Annotated in this window: 15 protein-coding genes and 1 riboswitch; of the genes, 10 read left to right on the top strand and 5 right to left on the bottom strand. The window is 73.4% G+C overall.

What is annotated here, in order from left to right; all coding sequences use genetic code 11:
• Positions 1-8: 8 nt before the first annotated feature.
• Positions 9-125: riboswitch (SAM riboswitch) on the top strand.
• 209 nt (positions 126-334) lie between these two features.
• Entirely contained in the window at positions 335-1,723 is a 1,389-nt protein-coding gene (locus tag IE180_RS14025; RefSeq protein ID WP_190157182.1) for an aminotransferase class V-fold PLP-dependent enzyme, read from the top strand.
• Positions 1,724-1,792: 69 nt separating this feature from the next.
• Here IE180_RS14025 and IE180_RS14020 read toward each other — a convergent pair whose 3' ends face one another.
• Together IE180_RS14020 and IE180_RS14015 are read right to left on the bottom strand one after the other, a co-directional pair.
• Entirely contained in the window at positions 1,793-2,074 is a 282-nt protein-coding gene (locus tag IE180_RS14020) for an Lrp/AsnC family transcriptional regulator (protein ID WP_017238849.1), read from the bottom strand.
• Entirely contained in the window at positions 2,071-2,805 is a 735-nt protein-coding gene (locus tag IE180_RS14015; protein ID WP_190157181.1) for a rhomboid family intramembrane serine protease, read from the bottom strand. The genes IE180_RS14020 and IE180_RS14015 overlap by 4 nt, the downstream gene beginning before the upstream one ends.
• Before the next feature lie 159 nt (positions 2,806-2,964).
• Here IE180_RS14015 and IE180_RS14010 point away from each other — a divergent pair, with 159 nt between their 5' ends.
• The 5 genes from IE180_RS14010 (at position 2,965) to IE180_RS13990 (ending at position 8,476) form a co-directional block, all read left to right on the top strand.
• On the top strand, positions 2,965-3,207 hold the full coding sequence (locus tag IE180_RS14010) for a hypothetical protein (RefSeq protein WP_123451498.1): 243 nt from the start codon (positions 2,965-2,967) through the stop codon (positions 3,205-3,207).
• Positions 3,208-3,240: 33 nt separating this feature from the next.
• Positions 3,241-4,605 (top strand): NYN domain-containing protein, encoded by a 1,365-nt coding sequence (locus IE180_RS14005; RefSeq protein ID WP_190157180.1) that lies wholly within the window; start codon positions 3,241-3,243, stop codon positions 4,603-4,605.
• A 256-nt stretch (positions 4,606-4,861) separates the two neighbouring features.
• Positions 4,862-5,896, top strand: coding sequence for a C40 family peptidase (locus IE180_RS14000; RefSeq protein WP_190157179.1), 1,035 nt, complete (start codon positions 4,862-4,864; stop codon positions 5,894-5,896).
• A 196-nt stretch (positions 5,897-6,092) separates the two neighbouring features.
• Positions 6,093-7,115 (top strand): C40 family peptidase, encoded by a 1,023-nt coding sequence (locus IE180_RS13995; protein WP_190157178.1) that lies wholly within the window; start codon positions 6,093-6,095, stop codon positions 7,113-7,115.
• A 146-nt stretch (positions 7,116-7,261) separates the two neighbouring features.
• A complete protein-coding gene (locus tag IE180_RS13990) occupies positions 7,262-8,476 on the top strand; it encodes a hypothetical protein (protein ID WP_190157177.1) in 1,215 nt (404 codons plus the stop codon).
• Here the strand turns inward: IE180_RS13990 and IE180_RS13985 are convergent.
• Positions 8,473-9,069 (bottom strand): PadR family transcriptional regulator, encoded by a 597-nt coding sequence (locus tag IE180_RS13985; RefSeq protein ID WP_190157176.1) that lies wholly within the window; start codon positions 9,067-9,069, stop codon positions 8,473-8,475. The two genes, IE180_RS13990 and IE180_RS13985, sit on opposite strands and share 4 nt — an antisense overlap.
• 131 nt (positions 9,070-9,200) lie before the next feature.
• Here IE180_RS13985 and IE180_RS13980 point away from each other — a divergent pair, with 131 nt between their 5' ends.
• Positions 9,201-10,541 carry an MATE family efflux transporter gene (locus tag IE180_RS13980; RefSeq protein WP_190157175.1) on the top strand — a complete coding sequence of 447 codons (1,341 nt, stop codon included), beginning with the start codon at positions 9,201-9,203 and terminating at the stop codon, positions 10,539-10,541.
• Here IE180_RS13980 and IE180_RS13975 read toward each other — a convergent pair.
• Positions 10,502-11,785, bottom strand: a complete 1,284-nt coding sequence (locus tag IE180_RS13975; RefSeq protein ID WP_229860468.1) for a glycosyltransferase 87 family protein — start codon at positions 11,783-11,785, stop codon at positions 10,502-10,504. The genes IE180_RS13980 and IE180_RS13975 overlap by 40 nt on opposite strands.
• A 118-nt stretch (positions 11,786-11,903) precedes the next feature.
• Between IE180_RS13975 and IE180_RS13970 the strand changes: the two genes are divergently transcribed.
• Entirely contained in the window at positions 11,904-13,046 is a 1,143-nt protein-coding gene (locus tag IE180_RS13970; protein WP_190157174.1) for a glycosyltransferase family 4 protein, read from the top strand.
• A gap of 75 nt (positions 13,047-13,121) precedes the next feature.
• Here the strand turns inward: IE180_RS13970 and IE180_RS13965 are convergent, their stop codons facing one another.
• Positions 13,122-14,918 carry an AMP-dependent synthetase/ligase gene (locus IE180_RS13965; protein ID WP_190157173.1) on the bottom strand — a complete coding sequence of 599 codons (1,797 nt, stop codon included), beginning with the start codon at positions 14,916-14,918 and terminating at the stop codon, positions 13,122-13,124.
• A gap of 255 nt (positions 14,919-15,173) precedes the next feature.
• Here IE180_RS13965 and IE180_RS13960 point away from each other — a divergent pair, with 255 nt between their 5' ends.
• A complete protein-coding gene (locus tag IE180_RS13960; RefSeq protein WP_190157172.1) occupies positions 15,174-15,941 on the top strand; it encodes a metallophosphoesterase family protein in 768 nt (255 codons plus the stop codon).
• Positions 15,942-16,029: 88 nt separating this feature from the next.
• A complete protein-coding gene (locus tag IE180_RS13955) occupies positions 16,030-16,473 on the top strand; it encodes an SRPBCC family protein (protein WP_190157171.1) in 444 nt (147 codons plus the stop codon).
• The last annotated feature ends 36 nt before the right edge of the window (positions 16,474-16,509 follow it).

Raw genomic sequence — 16,509 nt, 5'->3', positions numbered from 1 at the left:
CGGGAACAGGTCACGAGTGACAGCGTTTTGGCCCCGGCTTGCTGTCCGGCAACCCTCCTTCCGTGGCGGGGTGCCCCGGGTGATGACCAGGCCGTAGGCAGCGAGGTCTACGGCAAGCGCGGATCCCTCGAACACCAGGGGTCCTGGTCGGCCGAGGAGCTTTTTCCGTGAGCAAGCGAATGCGATAGGGCGAGTCCGCCCCTTCTTCACCCTCGGGACAGGGTCCCTTCCGCGTACCCCCACGTCCTCCGAGGCAGCACCCGTACCCCGCCGCACCCGGCCGCGTACGGGATCCACCGAAGCCATTCCGCACCGCCCGCCGGGAGATACCGCCATGTCCGCATACCCGAACGCCGCCGTCACCGCCGACTCCGACTCCGCCGGCCCCTGCTGCGACGCCCCGCTGCCGGTCCTCGGCCGGGACGTGACCGTGCCGCTCGTCACCGGCGGCGAGGTGACCTACGCGGCGCTCGACTACGCGGCCAGCGCACCGGCCCTCCAGCGGGTCTGGGACGACGTCGCCGCCTACGCCCCCTACTACGGCAGCGTCCACCGCGGCGCCGGCTACCTCTCCCAGCTCTCCACCGACCTCTTCGAGAACAGCCGCGCCACCGTCGCCGAGTTCCTCGACTGCCGCCCCGGCGACCAGGTCGTCTTCACCCGCTCCACCACCGACTCGCTCAACCTGCTCGCCCAGGTCCTTCCGGCGGACTGCCAGGTCTTCGTCTTCGAGACCGAGCACCACGCCTCGCTGCTGCCGTGGCGGGACGCCCACGTCACCTACCTCGACGCGCCGCGCACCCCGGCCGAGGCCGTCGAGACCCTGGAGCGGGCCCTCGCCGACCGCGACCCCCACGGCCCGGCGCTCGTCTGCGTCACCGGCGCCTCCAACGTCACCGGCGAGCTGTGGCCGGTGAGGGAGCTGACCGCCGCCGCGCACGCGCACGGCGCCCGGATCGTGCTCGACGCCGCCCAGCTCGCGCCTCACCACCCGGTCTCCGTGAGGGAGTCGGACGTGGACTGGGTCGCCTTCTCCGGACACAAGCTGTACGCGCCCTTCGGCTCCGGCGTCCTCGCCGGCCGCGCCGACTGGCTGCAGGATTCCGAGCCCTACCTCGCGGGCGGTGGAGCGTCCCGCAAGGTGGCCCGTCGGGCCGACGGTGGTGTGGACGTGGAGTGGCACACCACGTCGGCCCGACACGAAGCCGGTTCGCCGAACGTCATCGGCGTCTACTCGATCGCCTCCGCCTGCAAGGCGCTCACCGAGGCCGGCTTCGACTCCCTCGTCGCCCGCGAGCGGCACCTGATCGCGAAGGTCCGGGAGGGCCTGGCCGAGGTGCCCGAGGTGCGCGTGCTCTCGCTCTTCGGCGACGACGCGCCCCGCGTGGGCGTCATCTCCTTCGTCGTGGAGGGCTGGAACAGCTCCCACTTCGCCGCCGCGCTCTCCGCCGAGTACGGCATCGGCGTCCGCGACGGCCTCTTCTGCGCCCACCCGCTGGTCCGCACCCTGCTCGGCAGCGACTTGCAGGACCCGGGCGAGTGCGGCGCGCCCGAGGCGGCCCCGGGGGAGCGTTCCCTCAACGCCATCCGGGTGAGCTTCGGCGCCGGCACGCCGGACGAGCACGTGGAGCGGTTCGTCGGCGCGGTGAAGGAGCTCGTCCGGGACGGCGCGCAGTGGAAGTACCGCACCGAGGACGGCCGCTGCGTCCCCGACCGCGGCTGATCGCTCACTCGTACGGGTGAAGGGGGCCTCCCGATCGGGAGGCCCCCTTCAGCCATGCCGCGCGCGGTGTCAGGACTCCAGGCCGATGGCGAAGGCCGCCTCCAGGTCGTGCTGGGAGTACGTCCGGAAGGCGACGTGCGTGTCCGTGGCCTCGACGCCGGGGATCTTGCTGATGCGGCCGGGGATCACGTCCGCCAGGTCGTCGTGGCGCGGCACCCGGACCATGGCGATCAGGTCGTACGTACCGGTGACCGAGAAGACCTCGCTGACGCTGTCGAGCGCGGCGATCGACTCGGCGATCTCGGGGATGCGGTCCACGCTGGTCTTGATGAGCACGATCGCGGTGATCACGGCTGGCTTTCTCCCTCGGTCGCCGCGGCTTGGGCCTTCACTCTATCCCCACCCCGGAAGCGCCCCCAGGCGTAGAGGAAGCCGACCGAGAAGCCCACCACGTGGGCCAGATAGGCGACGCCGGGTCCCGCGCCCGCCGCCCGCGCGGCCAGCCACTGCAGCGTGAACCAGAAGATCAGGACGATCCAGGCCGGGAAGCGCAGCGGCAGGAAGAACAGGAAGGGGAAGAGGCTGGTGACGCGGGAGCGGGGGAACAGGAAGAGGAAGGCCCCGAGCACCGCCGAGATCGCCCCGGAGGCCCCGACCAGGGTCTGCTCGCTGTCGGCGTGCGCCACCGCGTACCCGCACAGGGCGACGTAGCCGGTGCCCAGGTAGAAGAGGCAGAACCCGAGCGGCCCCATGCGCTCCTCGGCCATCGCCCCGAAGACGTACAGGAAGAGCATGTTGCCGAGCAGATGGAGCCAGCTGCCGTGGACGAAGAGCGCGGTCAGCGGGGTGAGCAGGGCGTGCGGGTCGCCGCCCGTCAGCTCGGCGGGGACCACGCCCCAGCGGTGGAAGTAGGAGCCCTGGGCGGCCAGGAGCTCGTCGCCCGTGCCGTACGCCGGATCGAGTCCGGCGACCGGGCTGCTCACGAAGAGGAGGCAGCAGGCGGCGATCAGCCCGTACGTCACCATGGGGGCGCCGCGGACGCCCCGCCGGGCACCGAGGAACCGGCCTCGCCAGTCGATCATGGACAGATCATGGCGTACCGGGGCCGAAGTGGACAGAGTGCCTCGCCGTGCCCGTCCTTCCCGTGAGGCCGTAGGGTTACGGGCACCACCGACCGCAGTTCGACGGCGCACCGCGGCTCCCGTACCTGGTACCACGCAACAGGAAGAAGGACGGCACCGATGACGACGGTTCCCCTGCCGACCGACGAGACCCGCTGGCGCTGCACGCTCTGCGGCAACCTGACCCGCTTCGACGTGACCCGGTCCTCCAAGGTCGTGGAGTACGTCCATCTGGACCTCGCCGGAGAGCCGACGGTCGAGGAGCGGCAGGTGGTGAGTGAGACCATCGAGTCGGTCCGCTGCCGTTGGTGCAACGCGGTGGACCAGATCGAACTGGTGGACAGGCCTGGCGCCGAATCCTGAGGGACGGCGCGGACGACATAGGGGTGACGGATCGTGGAGCAGCCCGCGCACGGTGGTGAGCCGGCCGGCGCGGCAGGTGACGCTGCCGAGACGCTCGACCACCCATTGCCGGAAGGCGTCCGGCGGCGGGTCGTCGCGCTGGTCGCGGACGCCTTCGGCGGGCTCACCGTCGCGGAGCTGCCCGCGCCCCTGCGGCAGTACGCCCGCTTCACCCCGAGCCGGCGGGCCAAGTTCGCCGGCAACGCGATGGCCGCGGCGCTCGACGCCGATCCGCTCTTCCGGCAGAGGATCGGCGAGCGGTTCAAGCAGGGCCAGCCCGAGCTGGCCGGAGCCGTGGAGACCGGCGTCCTGCCCGCGGCCGCCGACCCCGTCGACGTGGCGGCGGCCGCCTACGTGCTGCGCCCGCCCGGCTGGGTCAAGCTGGTCGCCGCCGCCGGCGAGGAGGCCCAGCGGGCCGACGCCGAGCGGGCCGACGAGGCCGGCCGGCGTGAGCTGGAGCGGCTGCGCGAGGAGCTCGCCGTCGCCCGGGACCGCTCCCGGGGCGAGACCGAGCAGCTCCGGCACGACCTGGAGGCCGCCCGCAAGGAAGCGGAATCGCTTCACCGCAAGCTGCGCAGCGCCCAGAGCGACGTCAAGCGCGGCGAGGCCGCGCTGCGCAGGGCGCAGGGCGAGATCGAGGCCGCGCGGGCCGAGGCGGCGGCGCAGGTCTCGGCCGCCGAGAGCGAGGCGCGGCGGCTCAGGGCGCGGCTCGGCGAGGTCGAGGCCGCCCTGGAGGCGAGCCGCAGGACCGCCCGCGAGGGCCGCTCGGTGGAGGACGTGCGGCTGCGGCTGCTGCTCGACACGGTTCTCGACGCGGCCCAGGGGCTGCGCCGCGAACTCGCGCTGCCGCCCGTCTCGGTGTACCCGGCGGACACCGTGGACGCGGTGGAGCCGGGCCGGATGTCCCCGAAGGACATCGCGGCGCGGGCGCTCTCCGAGACGGACCCGGCGCTGCTCGACCAGCTGCTCGCGCTGCCGCAGGCGCATCTGGTCGTCGACGGCTACAACGTCACCAAGACCGGCTATCCGACGATGCCGCTGGAGAAGCAGCGGCTGCGGCTGCTCGGCGGGCTCTCGGCGCTCGCGGCCCGCTCGGGGGCCGAGGTCACCTGTGTCTTCGACGGGGCGGAGCTGGCGGCCCCGGTGCTGCTCGCGCCGCCGCGCGGGGTGCGGGTGCTGTTCTCCAAGCCCGGCGTCACGGCGGACGAGTTGATCCGGCAGCTGGTCCGGGCGGAGCCGCCGGGGCGGCCGGTCGTGGTGGTCTCCACGGACCGGGAGGTCGCCGACGGCGTGGCGAAGGCGGGGGCGCGGCCGGTGGCGTCCGCCTTGTTGCTCAAGCGGCTTTCGCGGCTCTCGTGACGCATCACAACCCCTGAGGTTTATGCCCGAATTGTGGATGGCGCACCGTCAAGTGCCCATCACTGGCCGTGCGATGCGTGTAAATAAAGTGGTGCGTGAGCGAGTTTTTTGCCAGCGGGATTTGAACTGATCACAACTTGGTCACTAGGGTCGGCCTTCGAACCTTCGCGCGGTTGATCACCCATCCGGGGTGACGGCGGAGGAACCGCCTGCCCCTGACCGGTTGGGCGGCTCGAGGAAGAAGGAGCTCGCCTTCGTGGCGTCCCACCGTCGACCCAAGCAGCCGAGCCGTACCCGTGTGACCGTGTTCACCGCGGCCGCGGCCGCGGCCGTCGCACTCTCCGCCCAGTCCGGAGCACAGGCGGCCCCCGCAAAGCCCAAGATCGACGAGGTCAAGTCGAAGGTCGACAAGCTGAACCACGAGGCCGAGGAGGCCACGGAGCAGTACAACCTCGCCGAGGAGCGGCGCGGCAAGCTGCAGAAGGAGATCAGCAACCTCCAGGACAAGGTGGCCCGCGGCCAGGAGGAGCTCAACACCCTGCGCGACCAGATCGGTTCGGTCGCCAGCGCCCAGTACCGCTCCGGCGGCATCGACCCGGCGCTCCAGCTCTTCCTCTCCGCCGACCCGGACACCTACCTCGACAAGGCGTCCGCGATCGACCAGCTGAGCGCCCAGCAGGCCGACGTGCTCACCTCGATCCAGGCCAAGCAGCGCACGCTCGCCCAGGAGCGGGCCGAGGCCACCTCGAAGCTGGCCGACCTCGAGGACGTCCGCAAGACCCTCGGCGAGAAGAAGAAGAAGTTCCAGGGCAAGCTGGCCGAGGCCCGCAGGCTCCTCAACACCCTCACCGCCGAAGAGCGCGCCAAGGTGCAGCAGCAGGAGCAGCGCGCCAGCCGCGCCGCCGGCGAGCGCGTCGACCTGGGCAACGAGGTCCCGGCCTCGCAGCGCGGCGCCGCCGCCCTCGCCGCCGCGGCCACCCAGATCGGCAAGCCGTACGCCTCGGGCATGGAAGGCCCCAACTCGTACGACTGCTCGGGTCTGACCCAGTGGGCCTACGGCCAGGCCGGCGTCAACCTCACCCGCACCACGTACACCCAGCAGAACGACGGCGTGAAGATCGGCCGCAGCCAGCTCAAGCCGGGCGACCTGGTCTTCTTCAACAACCTGGCGCACGTGGGCCTGTACGCGGGCAACAACACGGTCCTGCACGCCCCCTACACGGGCGCCTACGTCCGCTACGAGTCCATGAACACCATCGGTTCGTTCATGTTCGGCGTCCGCGTCGGCTGATCCCCCGCGACCCGCTCCGGCATGCCGCCCGAACGGGTGGTTCGCCGCGACGCGCGCTGACCCGACGCCCCGCCGGTGACCTGTGTTCTCCGGCGGGGCGTCACTTTGCGTGCCCGGCGCCTTCGTTGGACGAGGACTGATCAGCGGCTACTGTCTGCCGCGCCAGTCTGCGTCGAGCCGAACGGAGCGCGAATTCGTGGCGTCCCACCGTCGACCCGTGAGGGTCACCGTCCTCACCGCCGCCGCGGCCACCGCGGCGGCGTCCCTCGGGGCCGTCCCCGCGAGCGCCGACCCCGCGCCCGCGGCCACCCGCACCACGGTCGACCGCCTCTTCGAGGAGGCCGAGAAGGCCACCGAGGACTACAACCGGGCGGACGAGAAGGCGGACGCGCTGCGCAGGACGGTCTCCCAGGCGCAGGACAGCCTCGCCCGCGGCCAGGAACGCATCAACCGCATGCGGGGCGCGCTCGGTTCGGTCGCGGGAGCCCAGTACCGCTCCGGCGGCATCGACCCCGCCCTCGCCCTGCTGCTCTCCTCCGACCCGGACACCTATCTGGACCGGGCCTCCGCCCTGGACCGGGTCACCGCCCGTCAGGGCGCCGCGCTCGCCGAACTCCGGCGCGAGCAGCGCCGCCTGGGGCAGCAGCGGGCCGAGGCCCGCGCGGTCCTCGCCGAACTGGAGCGCAGCCGGGCCGAGGTCGCCCGCCACAAGCGCACCGTGGAGAAGAAGCTGGCCGAGGCCCGCCGGGTGCTCGCCTCCCTCACCGTCGAGCAGCGCGCCGACTACGACCGCGCCTCCCGCACCGGGGAGCGCGCCGGGGACCCGGCCGAGGGGCCCGTCGCGGAGCTGCCGCCGCTCGCCGACCTCGGTCCCTCGCGGGCCGCCGCCGCGGTGATCGCCGCCCGCAGCGCGATCGGCAGGCCGTACGTGTGGGGGGCGACCGGCCCCTCGGCCTTCGACTGCTCGGGCCTGATGGTCTGGTCGTACCGGCAGGCCGGGATCAGCCTGCCGCGCACCTCCTCGGCGCAGCGGTACGCGGGCCGGCAGGTGCCGCTCTCGCAGGCGCAGCCGGGCGACCTCGTCACGTACCGCGGCGACGCCAGCCACGTGGCGATCTACGCCGGCAACGGCCAGGTCATCCACGCCCCGTACCCGGGCGCGCGGGTCCGCTACGACCCGGTGAACATGATGTCGCACGTGACCGTCACCCGGGTCTGAGGCCGCCCCCCTTTCCGCCGCTCGCCTCCGGGGCGTTCGAGCCGGGCTCGCAGGCCCGTGAGCGCTCGCCCCCGTTCCCCGGGGCTCCGCGCTCCCGGGCCCGTTCCCGCGGCCGCGCCCCTCCGGGGCCCCGTACGATCGGGGGCGTGGCGGGACGGCGGAGCGGAGTGGCACGCGGCGCGGCGGCGGGGCTGCTGGCCGCGGTGCTCGCCCTCGCCGGGTGCGCGGCCCCCGAGCCGGCCGGACCGGCGGCCGGGGAGATCCAGGGCCTCCTCGACCGGCACGCGAGGGCACTGCTCGACCGCGACGAGGCCGGCTACCTCGCGGCCCTCGACCCCGCGCTCGCACCGGCCGCGCGCACCGAGTTCGACCGGCTCGCGAAGATCCCGCTGGGCGGCTGGACGTACCGGATCACCGATCTCGACCGGACCGGCGAGGGCCGGGCCACCGCCAGGGCCGAACTCGGCTACCGGATCGAGGGCTACGACTCCGGCCCCGCCACCACCGAACGGGTCCTCGACCTCGCCGAGCGGGACGGCCGCTGGTACGTGACCCGGGACCGCGCCGCCGACGGCGCCCCGCAGCAGCTGTGGCAGCAGGGCGAGGTCACGGCCGTGACCGGCCGGCGCAGCCTCGTCCTGGGCGTGGGGCAGGGCCGGGAACGGCTGCGGGAGATCGCGGCGGCGGCGGACCGGGCGGTGCCCGCGGTCGGGGACGCCTGGCGCGGGAACTGGGCGGGCCGGGTCGTGGTCCTCGTCCCCGCGTCGATCGAGGCGATGGGCCGGCTCCTCGGCGGGCCGGCCGCCTCCTACCGGGGCATCGCGGCCGTCACGACCGGCCGGACGGGCGGCGGTCCCACGGCGCCCGCTGACCGGGTGATCGTGAACCCGGACGCGTACGCGGTGCTCGGCGCGTTCGGCCGGCAGATGGTCCTCACCCACGAGACCACCCATGTCGCGACCCGCGTCCACACCACCGCGGCCACCCCGGTCTGGCTCTCCGAGGGCTTCGCCGACTGGGTCGCCTACCGGGGCACCGACCGCACCGCCGCCCAGGCCGCCCCCGAGCTGCGCCGCGCGGTCCGGGCCGGCGAGCTCCCGGCGGAGCTCCCCGCCGACGGGGCCTTCGCCTTCGGCGGGGACGCGGAGGCGATGGCCCGGGCCTACGAGGGCGGGTGGCTGGCCTGCGAGCTGATCGCGGACCGCTGGGGCGAGGAGGAGCTGACCGCGTTCTACCGGGCGGTGGGCGCGCACCCGACCCGGGAGGGCGCGGTGGAGAAGGCGCTCCGGGAGGTCCTGGACACCACGCCGGAGGACTTCACCGCCGACTGGCGCGCGTACCTGACCGAGCGGCTGGGCTAGGGGGCGGCCCGCCGGTCAGGCCGGGCTCGCGGCGTCCGGCCCGGTCCGGAAGGCGCCCCCCGGTCACCCCGGCCCTCCAGCAGGTCGAGGGCCTCCGCCAGCCAGGCCTTCTCCTCGGTGCCCGTCGCGCGGGCGATCCGCAGCATCCCCTGTCGGAAGAGGTCGGGCTCCCGCTCGACGCTGACCGCGGTCCCGTCCTCGTAGAAGAAGCTGGCCGGGGTGAGCAGGAACTCCTGGCGGCGGCGGAGGACGGCCGCCTGGTCCGCCCGGTCGGGGAGGTGCCCGAGGAAGGCGAGCAGGGTGAACCAGCGCTGGCCGTCGGTGATCTCGGCGTCCTTGGGCGCGCGCAGCCGGGCGAGGAGCTCCCGGCGGCCCTCGGGGGTGAGCGAGAGCGTCCGGCGCGGGGCCGCGCTCGCGCCCGGCTCCGTACGGCTGTCGACCAGGCCGTTCTTCACCAGGCGGGTGATGGCGGGGTAGAGGGCGCCGTCGCTGACGGGGCGGACGTGGCCGCTCAGGCCGTTGATGCGCTCCTTCAGCTCGTATCCGTGCAGCGGCTTCTCGTACAGGAAGCCCAGGATCGACAGCTCCAGCACCGGGCACCTCTCCTTCGCGCTCGATCGGGGGCCACCGGGTCGGCGACCGCTTGTCGGGGGGCCGCTCCTCATGCTACCTCTTTCCGAGGTACCTCTATTCGAGGTACCTCGGAAAGAGGGGGTCCTTCGTCATGTCCGCACACCGCCGCACGCTCGTCCGGCTCGCCCGCCCGGTCTACCTCGAACTCCTCGCCGGAGTCGCCGCCGGCATCATCAACATGGTCTGGGTCGCCCGCCTCGGCGGGGACGCCGTCGCCGCCGTCGCCCTCGCCGGCAACGTCGAGAACCTCCTCCTCGGCGTCGTCCTCATGGCAGGCTCCGGCACCACCGTCCTCGTCGCCCGCGCCCGCGGCGCCGACGACCCCGGAGCCGTCCGGGCCGCCGTCCGCGGCGGCACCGCCCTCTGCGCCCTGCTCGTGCCGCCCGTCGCCCTCGGCGGGTACCTGCTGCGCGACCCCCTCGCCGCCCTCCTGCTCGGCGGCCCGGACCACCCCGCCCACGCCCTGGCCACCGCCTACTTCGCGATCTCGCTCCCCGGCACGGCCGTCTTCTTCGCCACGAACGTGCTCGACGGGATCCTCAAGGGCGCCGGCGACACCCGCACCCCCATGCGGCTCGCCTTCCTCGCCAACGGGCTGATCCTCGTCCTCGACCCGCTGCTCATCCACGCGTACGGGGTGCCGGGCGCCGCCCTCGCCACCGTCACCGGCCGGACCGCCGCCCTCGCCGCGGGCCTCCTCGCCCTGCGCCGCGACCCGCTCCTCAAGGCCGCGCGGGCCGCCCGCGCGGCCCTGCCCACGGCCGCCGCGCTGCGCCGCACCGCCGCCACCGGACTGCCCATGTCCGTCGACTTCGTCGTCCGGATGGCCGGAGCCCTCGCCCTCGTCTCCGTCGTCGCCCGTCTCGGCGTCACCGAGATCGCCGCCTACGGCATCGCCACCAAGGCCATGTACGTGGCCACCATGGCCTTCTACTCCGTCCGGCAGGCCGCCGCCATCCACAGCGCCCACCTCCTCGGCTCGGGCCTGGACGAACGCCGGGCCGTCGGCCGGCAGGCCCTCCTCCTCGGCGGGACCCTCGGCGCGGGCGCCGCCGGGCTGCTGTTCCTCGGCGCGGGACCCGTGATGCGGGCCTTCGGCGCCGAACCCGAGGTGGCGGCGGCGGGCGCGCTCTTCCTGCGCTGCCTCGGCCCCTACCTGCTGCTCATGGCCGGGTACATCGCGCTCGCCGGCGTCTTCGAGGGCACCGGGGCGAGCCCGTACCTCGCCCGGATCACCGTCGTGGGCGTCCTCGTCCAGTTCCCGCTCGCGCACGCCCTCTCAGGCGCCGGCCTCCCCGGGATCTGCCTCGCCATGGCTCTCGCCATGGGGGCCCAGTGCGCGGCTCTCGCCCTGCTGCACCGCCGCACCCTCGCCGCCGTCCCCCGGGGGTCTCAGCGCGAGCCGGACAGGGTCTTCTCGCGCTCCGGCTGAGTCGCCTGCGCGGGGATCTTCGCGCCCCCGGCCACCGCGAGGCGCGGCTCCGTCACCGTGTGCCGCCACAGGATCCGGCAGGCGACGATCGTGGCGGCGATCAGCAGGCCGTTCCGGGTGAACAGCACCGCCACGCCCAGCGGATCGCTCCGCGTCACGTGCGAGAACCACACCGGGAACTCGAACTGCGTCACCGCCGTCGCCCAGAGCACCAGGTGCGCGGGCCGCCGCATCCGGCTCGACCGGTGGGCGAGGCACACCGCGGCCAGACCGACCAGCCACAGCATGTACTGGGGGGAGAGCACGCGGCTCGTCGTCGTGAACAGCAGCACCGCGACGAAGGCCGCGTCCGCCGCCGTCGACGAGGCGAAGTGCCGCGCCCGCAGCCGCCACACGAGCAGCCAGCCGAAGGCGGCGATCGTGAGGACCAGCGCGGCCGTCGAGACCGTGGACACGTACGGGCCGAGGAACTCGATCGAGCCGTAGTTCATCCTCGCCTCGCCGTCCCAGCCGAAGTGCCGGACGACGTGGAAGACCATCGCGCCCAGCGACTCGACCTCCGTGCCCCGGTCGCGCTGGTAGCCCAGGAAGGCCAGCGCCCCCGGCATCCACACCAGGCAGAACGCGAGCACCGCGGCCGCCGCGCCCACCGCCGTCGACCAGGAGCGGAGCGTCGCCCGTCCCTTCGGGGCGCCGGCGAGGAGCAGCACCGGCCACACCTTCAGGACCGCGCCGAAACCGGCCAGCGCGCCGAGCACGCGCGGGCTGCGGCCCGCCGCCAGCAGCCCCGCCACCGCGACGGCGGTGACCATCACGTCGTACCGGGCGTACGCCGTCGGCCCGAGCAGCGGGACGCCCGCGAGCCAGAACCAGGCGCCCCGGAGCGAACGGCCGGGGCGGCGGCCCGTGTGGAGGAGCAGCCCGAAGACGAGCGCGTCGCAGAGGAAGGCGAGGACGAAGAAGGCGGACGCGTAGCCGAGGAACGGCAGCAGGGCGGGGGAGAGGATCGCGAACGCGGCGGCCGGCGGGTACTGCCAGGTGACGTCGTCCAGCGGGTACGTGCCCGTCCGCAGCACCTCGTACCAGCCCTGGTAGATGTGCGAGACGTCGAAGGTGATGTCCGGCCCGGGGATCACCACGACCTTGAAGACGCACAGCAGCAGAAGGACCCGGGACAGACCCCACAGGCCGAGCGGAAGCCGCAGATCCGTGCGTGACCCGTTCCCCGCCGCACCCGTCGTCACTGTCGCGTCCTTCTGCTGTCGGCCCGCGGTGGCGGGGGCGGTCCTGGTCCTGTCGGCCCGCGGTGGCGGGGCAGGCGTGTTGCCGGGTGGTGCAGGCGATCGCGTACTGTCGGCCACGATGCACAAGACCCTGATCGTAACCAACGACTTCCCGCCGCGTCCCGGCGGAATCCAGGCCTTCCTGCACAACATGGCACTCCGCCTGGATCCCGACCGGATCGTGGTCTACGCCTCCACGTGGAAGCGCAGCCGCGAAGGGATCGAGGCGACGGCCGCGTTCGACGCCGAACAGCCTTTCACGGTCGTACGGGATCGCACCACCATGCTGCTGCCGACCCCCCGGGTCACCGCCCGCGCCACCGCGCTGCTGCGCGAGCACGGCTGCGAGTCCGTGTGGTTCGGCGCGGCCGCGCCGCTCGGCCTGATGGCCCCCGCGCTGCGCCGGGCCGGCGCCCGCCGGCTCGTCGCCACCACCCACGGGCACGAGGCCGGCTGGGCCCAGCTCCCCGCGGCCCGGCAGCTCCTGCGCCGCATCGGCGAGGGCACGGACACGATCACCTACCTCGGCGAGTACACCCGCTCCCGGATCGCGGGCGCCCTCACCCCGGCCGCCGCCGGCCGCATGGTCCAGCTCCCGCCCGGCGTCGACGAGAAGACCTTCCACCCCGGCTCGGGCGGCGACGAGGTCCGCGCCCGCCTCGGGCTCAGCGACCGCCCCGTCGTCGTCTGCGTCTCCCGGCTCGTCCCCCGCAAGGGCCAGGACACCCTGATCCGGGCCATGCCCGCGATCCTGCGCCGGGTCCCCGACGCCGTCCTCCTGGTCGTCGGCGGCGGACCGTACGAGAAGGACCTGCGCCGCCTCGCCGCCGAGACCGGCGTGGCCGGATCCGTACGCTTCACCGGAGCCGTGCCCTGGTCCGAGCTGCCCGCCCACTACGGCGCCGGCGACGTCTTCGCCATGCCCTGCCGCACCCGGCGCGGCGGCCTCGACGTCGAGGGCCTCGGCATCGTCTACCTGGAGGCCTCCGCCACCGGCCTCCCCGTCGTCGCCGGCGACTCCGGCGGCGCCCCCGACGCCGTCCTCGACGGCGAGACCGGCTGGGTCGTCCGCGGCGAGTCCGCCGAGGAGACCGCCGACCGCGTCGCCACCCTCCTCCTCGACCCCGAGCTCCGCGCCCGCATGGGCGAGCGGGGCAGGGCCTGGGTGGAGGAGCGCTGGCGCTGGGACCTGCTGGCGGAGCGACTGCGCGAGCTGCTGTAGGGGTACGGGCGAGGGGCCCGGGGCGATGTGATCGCCCCGGGCCCCTCGCCCGTACCCCTGCTCGGTGGAGACGGCCTACTTGGCGTAGATGGCCTCGATCTCGTCCGCGAAGTCCTTCGCCACCACGTTCCGCTTCAGCTTCAGGGACGGGGTGATGTGGCCCGCCTCCTCGGTGAACTGGGCCGGGAGGATGCGGAACTTGCGGACCGACTCCGCCTTGGAGACGGCGGCGTTGCCGTCGTCGACCGCCCGCTGGACCTCGGCGATCAGCTCCGCGTCCTCCCGCAGGGAGGCCGCCGTCGAACCGGCCGGCTTGCCGTGCTCGCTCGCCCAGCGGCCCAGGAACTCCTCGTCGATGGTGACCAGCGCGCCCACGAACGGACGCCCGTCGCCGACCACCATGCACTCCGCGACCAGCGCGTGCGCCCGGATCCGGTCCTCGATGACCGCCGGGGCGACGTTCTTGCCGCCCGCCGTCACCAGGATCTCCTTCTTGCGGCCGGTGATCGCGAGGTAGCCGTCCTCGTCGAGCGTGCCGATGTCACCCGTGTGGAACCAGCCGTCCGCCAGCGCCTCGGCCGTGGCCGCCGGGTTGTTCCAGTACTCCGTGAAGATGTGCTCGCCGTGCAGCAGCACCTCGCCGTCGTCGGCGATCCGCACCACCGAGCCCGGCAGCGGCTGGCCCACCGTGCCGATCTTCTGCCGGTCCCACGGGTTGAACGCGGTCGCCGCGCACGACTCCGTCAGGCCGTAGCCCTCCAGGACCGTGAAGCCGATGCCCCGGAAGAAGTGGCCGAGGCGCTCGCCCAGCGGCGCGCCGCCCGAGATCGCGTACTCGCCGCGACCGCCGAGCACCGCCCGCAGCTTGCTGAAGACCAGCTTGTCGAAGACCTTGTGCTTCAGCCTGAGCCCGAAGGACGGGCCCTGCGGGGTGCCGAGCGCCCGGCTGTACGCGATGGCCGTGTGCGCGGCCTTGTCGAAGATCTTGCCCTTGCCGTCGGCCTGCGCCTTCGCCCGCGCCGAGTTGTAGACCTTCTCGAAGACGCGCGGCACGCCCAGGATCAGCGTCGGCCGGAACGAGGCCAGCTCGTCCGTGAGGTTCTTGATGTCCGGGACGCAGCCCAGCCGGATCGGCGCCATCACGGACGCGACCTCGACGAGCCGCCCGAAGACGTGCGCGGCCGGCAGGAACAGCAGCACCGAGCACTCGCCCGTACGGAAGAGGGGCTTCAGCCGCTCCACCACGTTGCCGCACTCGGCGAAGAAGGCCCGGTGGGTCAGGACGCAGCCCTTGGGGCGGCCCGTCGTGCCCGAGGTGTAGACGATCGTCGCCGGGTCGTCCGCGTGCGCCGCCGACATGCGCTCGTCGAGCAGTTCGTCGGAGACGTCCGCGCCCGCGGCCGTGAGCCGCGCGACCGCGCCGTCCTCGATCTGCCAGACGCCCTCGAGCTCCGGGAGCCGGTCCCGCACGGACTCCACCGAGGCCTGGTGCGCCGGGCTCTCGACGAGCGCCAGGGTCGCGCTCGAGTCGCCCAGGATCCACTGGACCTGCTCCGGCGAGCTCGTCTCGTACACCGGCACGGTCACCGCGCCCGCGCTCCAGATCGCGAAGTCGAGGAGCACCCACTCGTAGCGCGTGCGGGAGAGCAGCGCGATCCGGTCGCCCGGCTCCACGCCGGAGGCGATCAGGCCCTTGGCGACCCCGCGGACCTCGGCGAGGAACTGCGTGGCGGTGACGTCCGTCCAGACGCCGTCGACCTTGCGCCCCATCACGGCGACGTCTGGGTGCTGGGAGGCGTTGCGGCGGATGAGATCCGTCAGGTTGCCGTCCGCGGGGACCTCGTACAGGGCCGGAAGGCTGAACTCGCGCAAGACTGCTGCTCCTCATCGGGCGCCGGCGCCACGGCTCTGTGTGATGCACCGGTGAAGTCCATGATCGGGCAGGTGCTCAGTGGGGGTGAGCACGACTGGACTGCCCGGACGTTACTCGTCAGTACTCGGTTCCGGATAGGGGGTCCCGGCCAGATGTTCCGTGCGTCACACCGGCGTGACGGTGCTCTGCGCACAGTAATCCACAGGTTTCACGACTCCCAAGTAACCGCAGGTGACACCCCCTAAGGTGGGCTCATGCGAGTCCACGTGGTCAGTGACGTACACGGCAACGCCGACGACCTCGCCGAGGCGGGGGAGGGCGCCGACGCCCTCATATGTCTCGGTGACCTGGTCCTCTTCCTCGACTACGCCGACCACAGCCGGGGGATCTTCCCCGATCTCTTCGGCACCGAGAACGCCGACCGGATCGTCGAGCTCCGCACCGCCCGCCGCTTCGAGGAGGCCCGCGACCTCGGCCGCCGCCTCTGGGCCGGACTCGACGTCGACCGCGACACCGCCATCGAGGCCGCCGTCCGCCGCCAGTACGCCGCACTCTTCGCCGCCTTCCCCACGCCGACGTACGCCACCTACGGGAACGTCGACATCCCCCGGCTCTGGGCGGACTTCGCCGGACCCGGGACGACGGTCCTCGACGGCGAGCGGATCGAACTCGGCGGGCTGACCTTCGGCTTCGTCGGCGGCGGCCTGCGCACCCCCATGCGCACGCCGTACGAGATCCCCGACGAGGAGTACGCGGCCAAGGTCGAGGCGCTCGGCGACGTCGACGTCCTCTGCTCCCACATCCCGCCCGACGTGCCCGACCTCACCTACGACACGGTCGCCCGCCGCTTCGAACGCGGCAGCCGGGCCCTGCTCGACGCCATCCACCGCGTCCGCCCCCGCTACGCCCTCTTCGGCCACGTCCACCAGCCGCTGGCGCGCCGCATGCGCGTCGGCGCGACGGAGTGCGTCAACGTCGGGCACTTCGCCTCGACGGGCAAGCCCTTCGCCCTGGAGTGGTGACGGCGGAGGCGCGGGGGCGCGATAGCCTTCCGTCGGCACGTCTGTGCCCTTTGCTTCCGCCGGACCGCACAGTGGAGGAGCCACCGCGATGGCCGAACACACCAGCTCGAGCATCACCATCGAGGCGGCGCCGGCCGACGTCATGGGCGTGATCGCCGACTTCGCCCGCTATCCCGAGTGGACCGGCGAGGTGAAGGAGGCCGAGGTCCTGGAGGCCGACGACGCCGGGCGGGCTTCGAAGGTCCGCCTCCTCCTCGACGCGGGCGCCATCAGGGACGACCACACCCTCGCGTACACCTGGACCGGGGACGACGAGGTCAGCTGGACCCTCGTCAAGTCCCAGATGCTCCGCTCCCTCGACGGCTCCTACCTGCTGAAGCCGCTCGGTTCCGGTGACCGCACCGAGGTGACGTACCAGCTGACGGTGGACGTCAAGATCCCCATGCTGGGCATGATCAAGCGCAAGGCGGAGAAGGTCATCATCGACCGGGCGCTGGACGGCCTGAAGAAGCGCGTCGAATCGGGCGCGTAACCCTTTCCGGAACCCGCACGCCCCGGCCCACCCGCC

The organism is Streptomyces litmocidini (genome assembly GCF_014649755.1).
Classification (GTDB): domain Bacteria; phylum Actinomycetota; class Actinomycetes; order Streptomycetales; family Streptomycetaceae; genus Streptomyces; species Streptomyces litmocidini.
The sequence above is the reverse complement of the archived record's forward strand: the minus strand, read 5'-3'. Positions and strand labels throughout refer to the sequence as shown.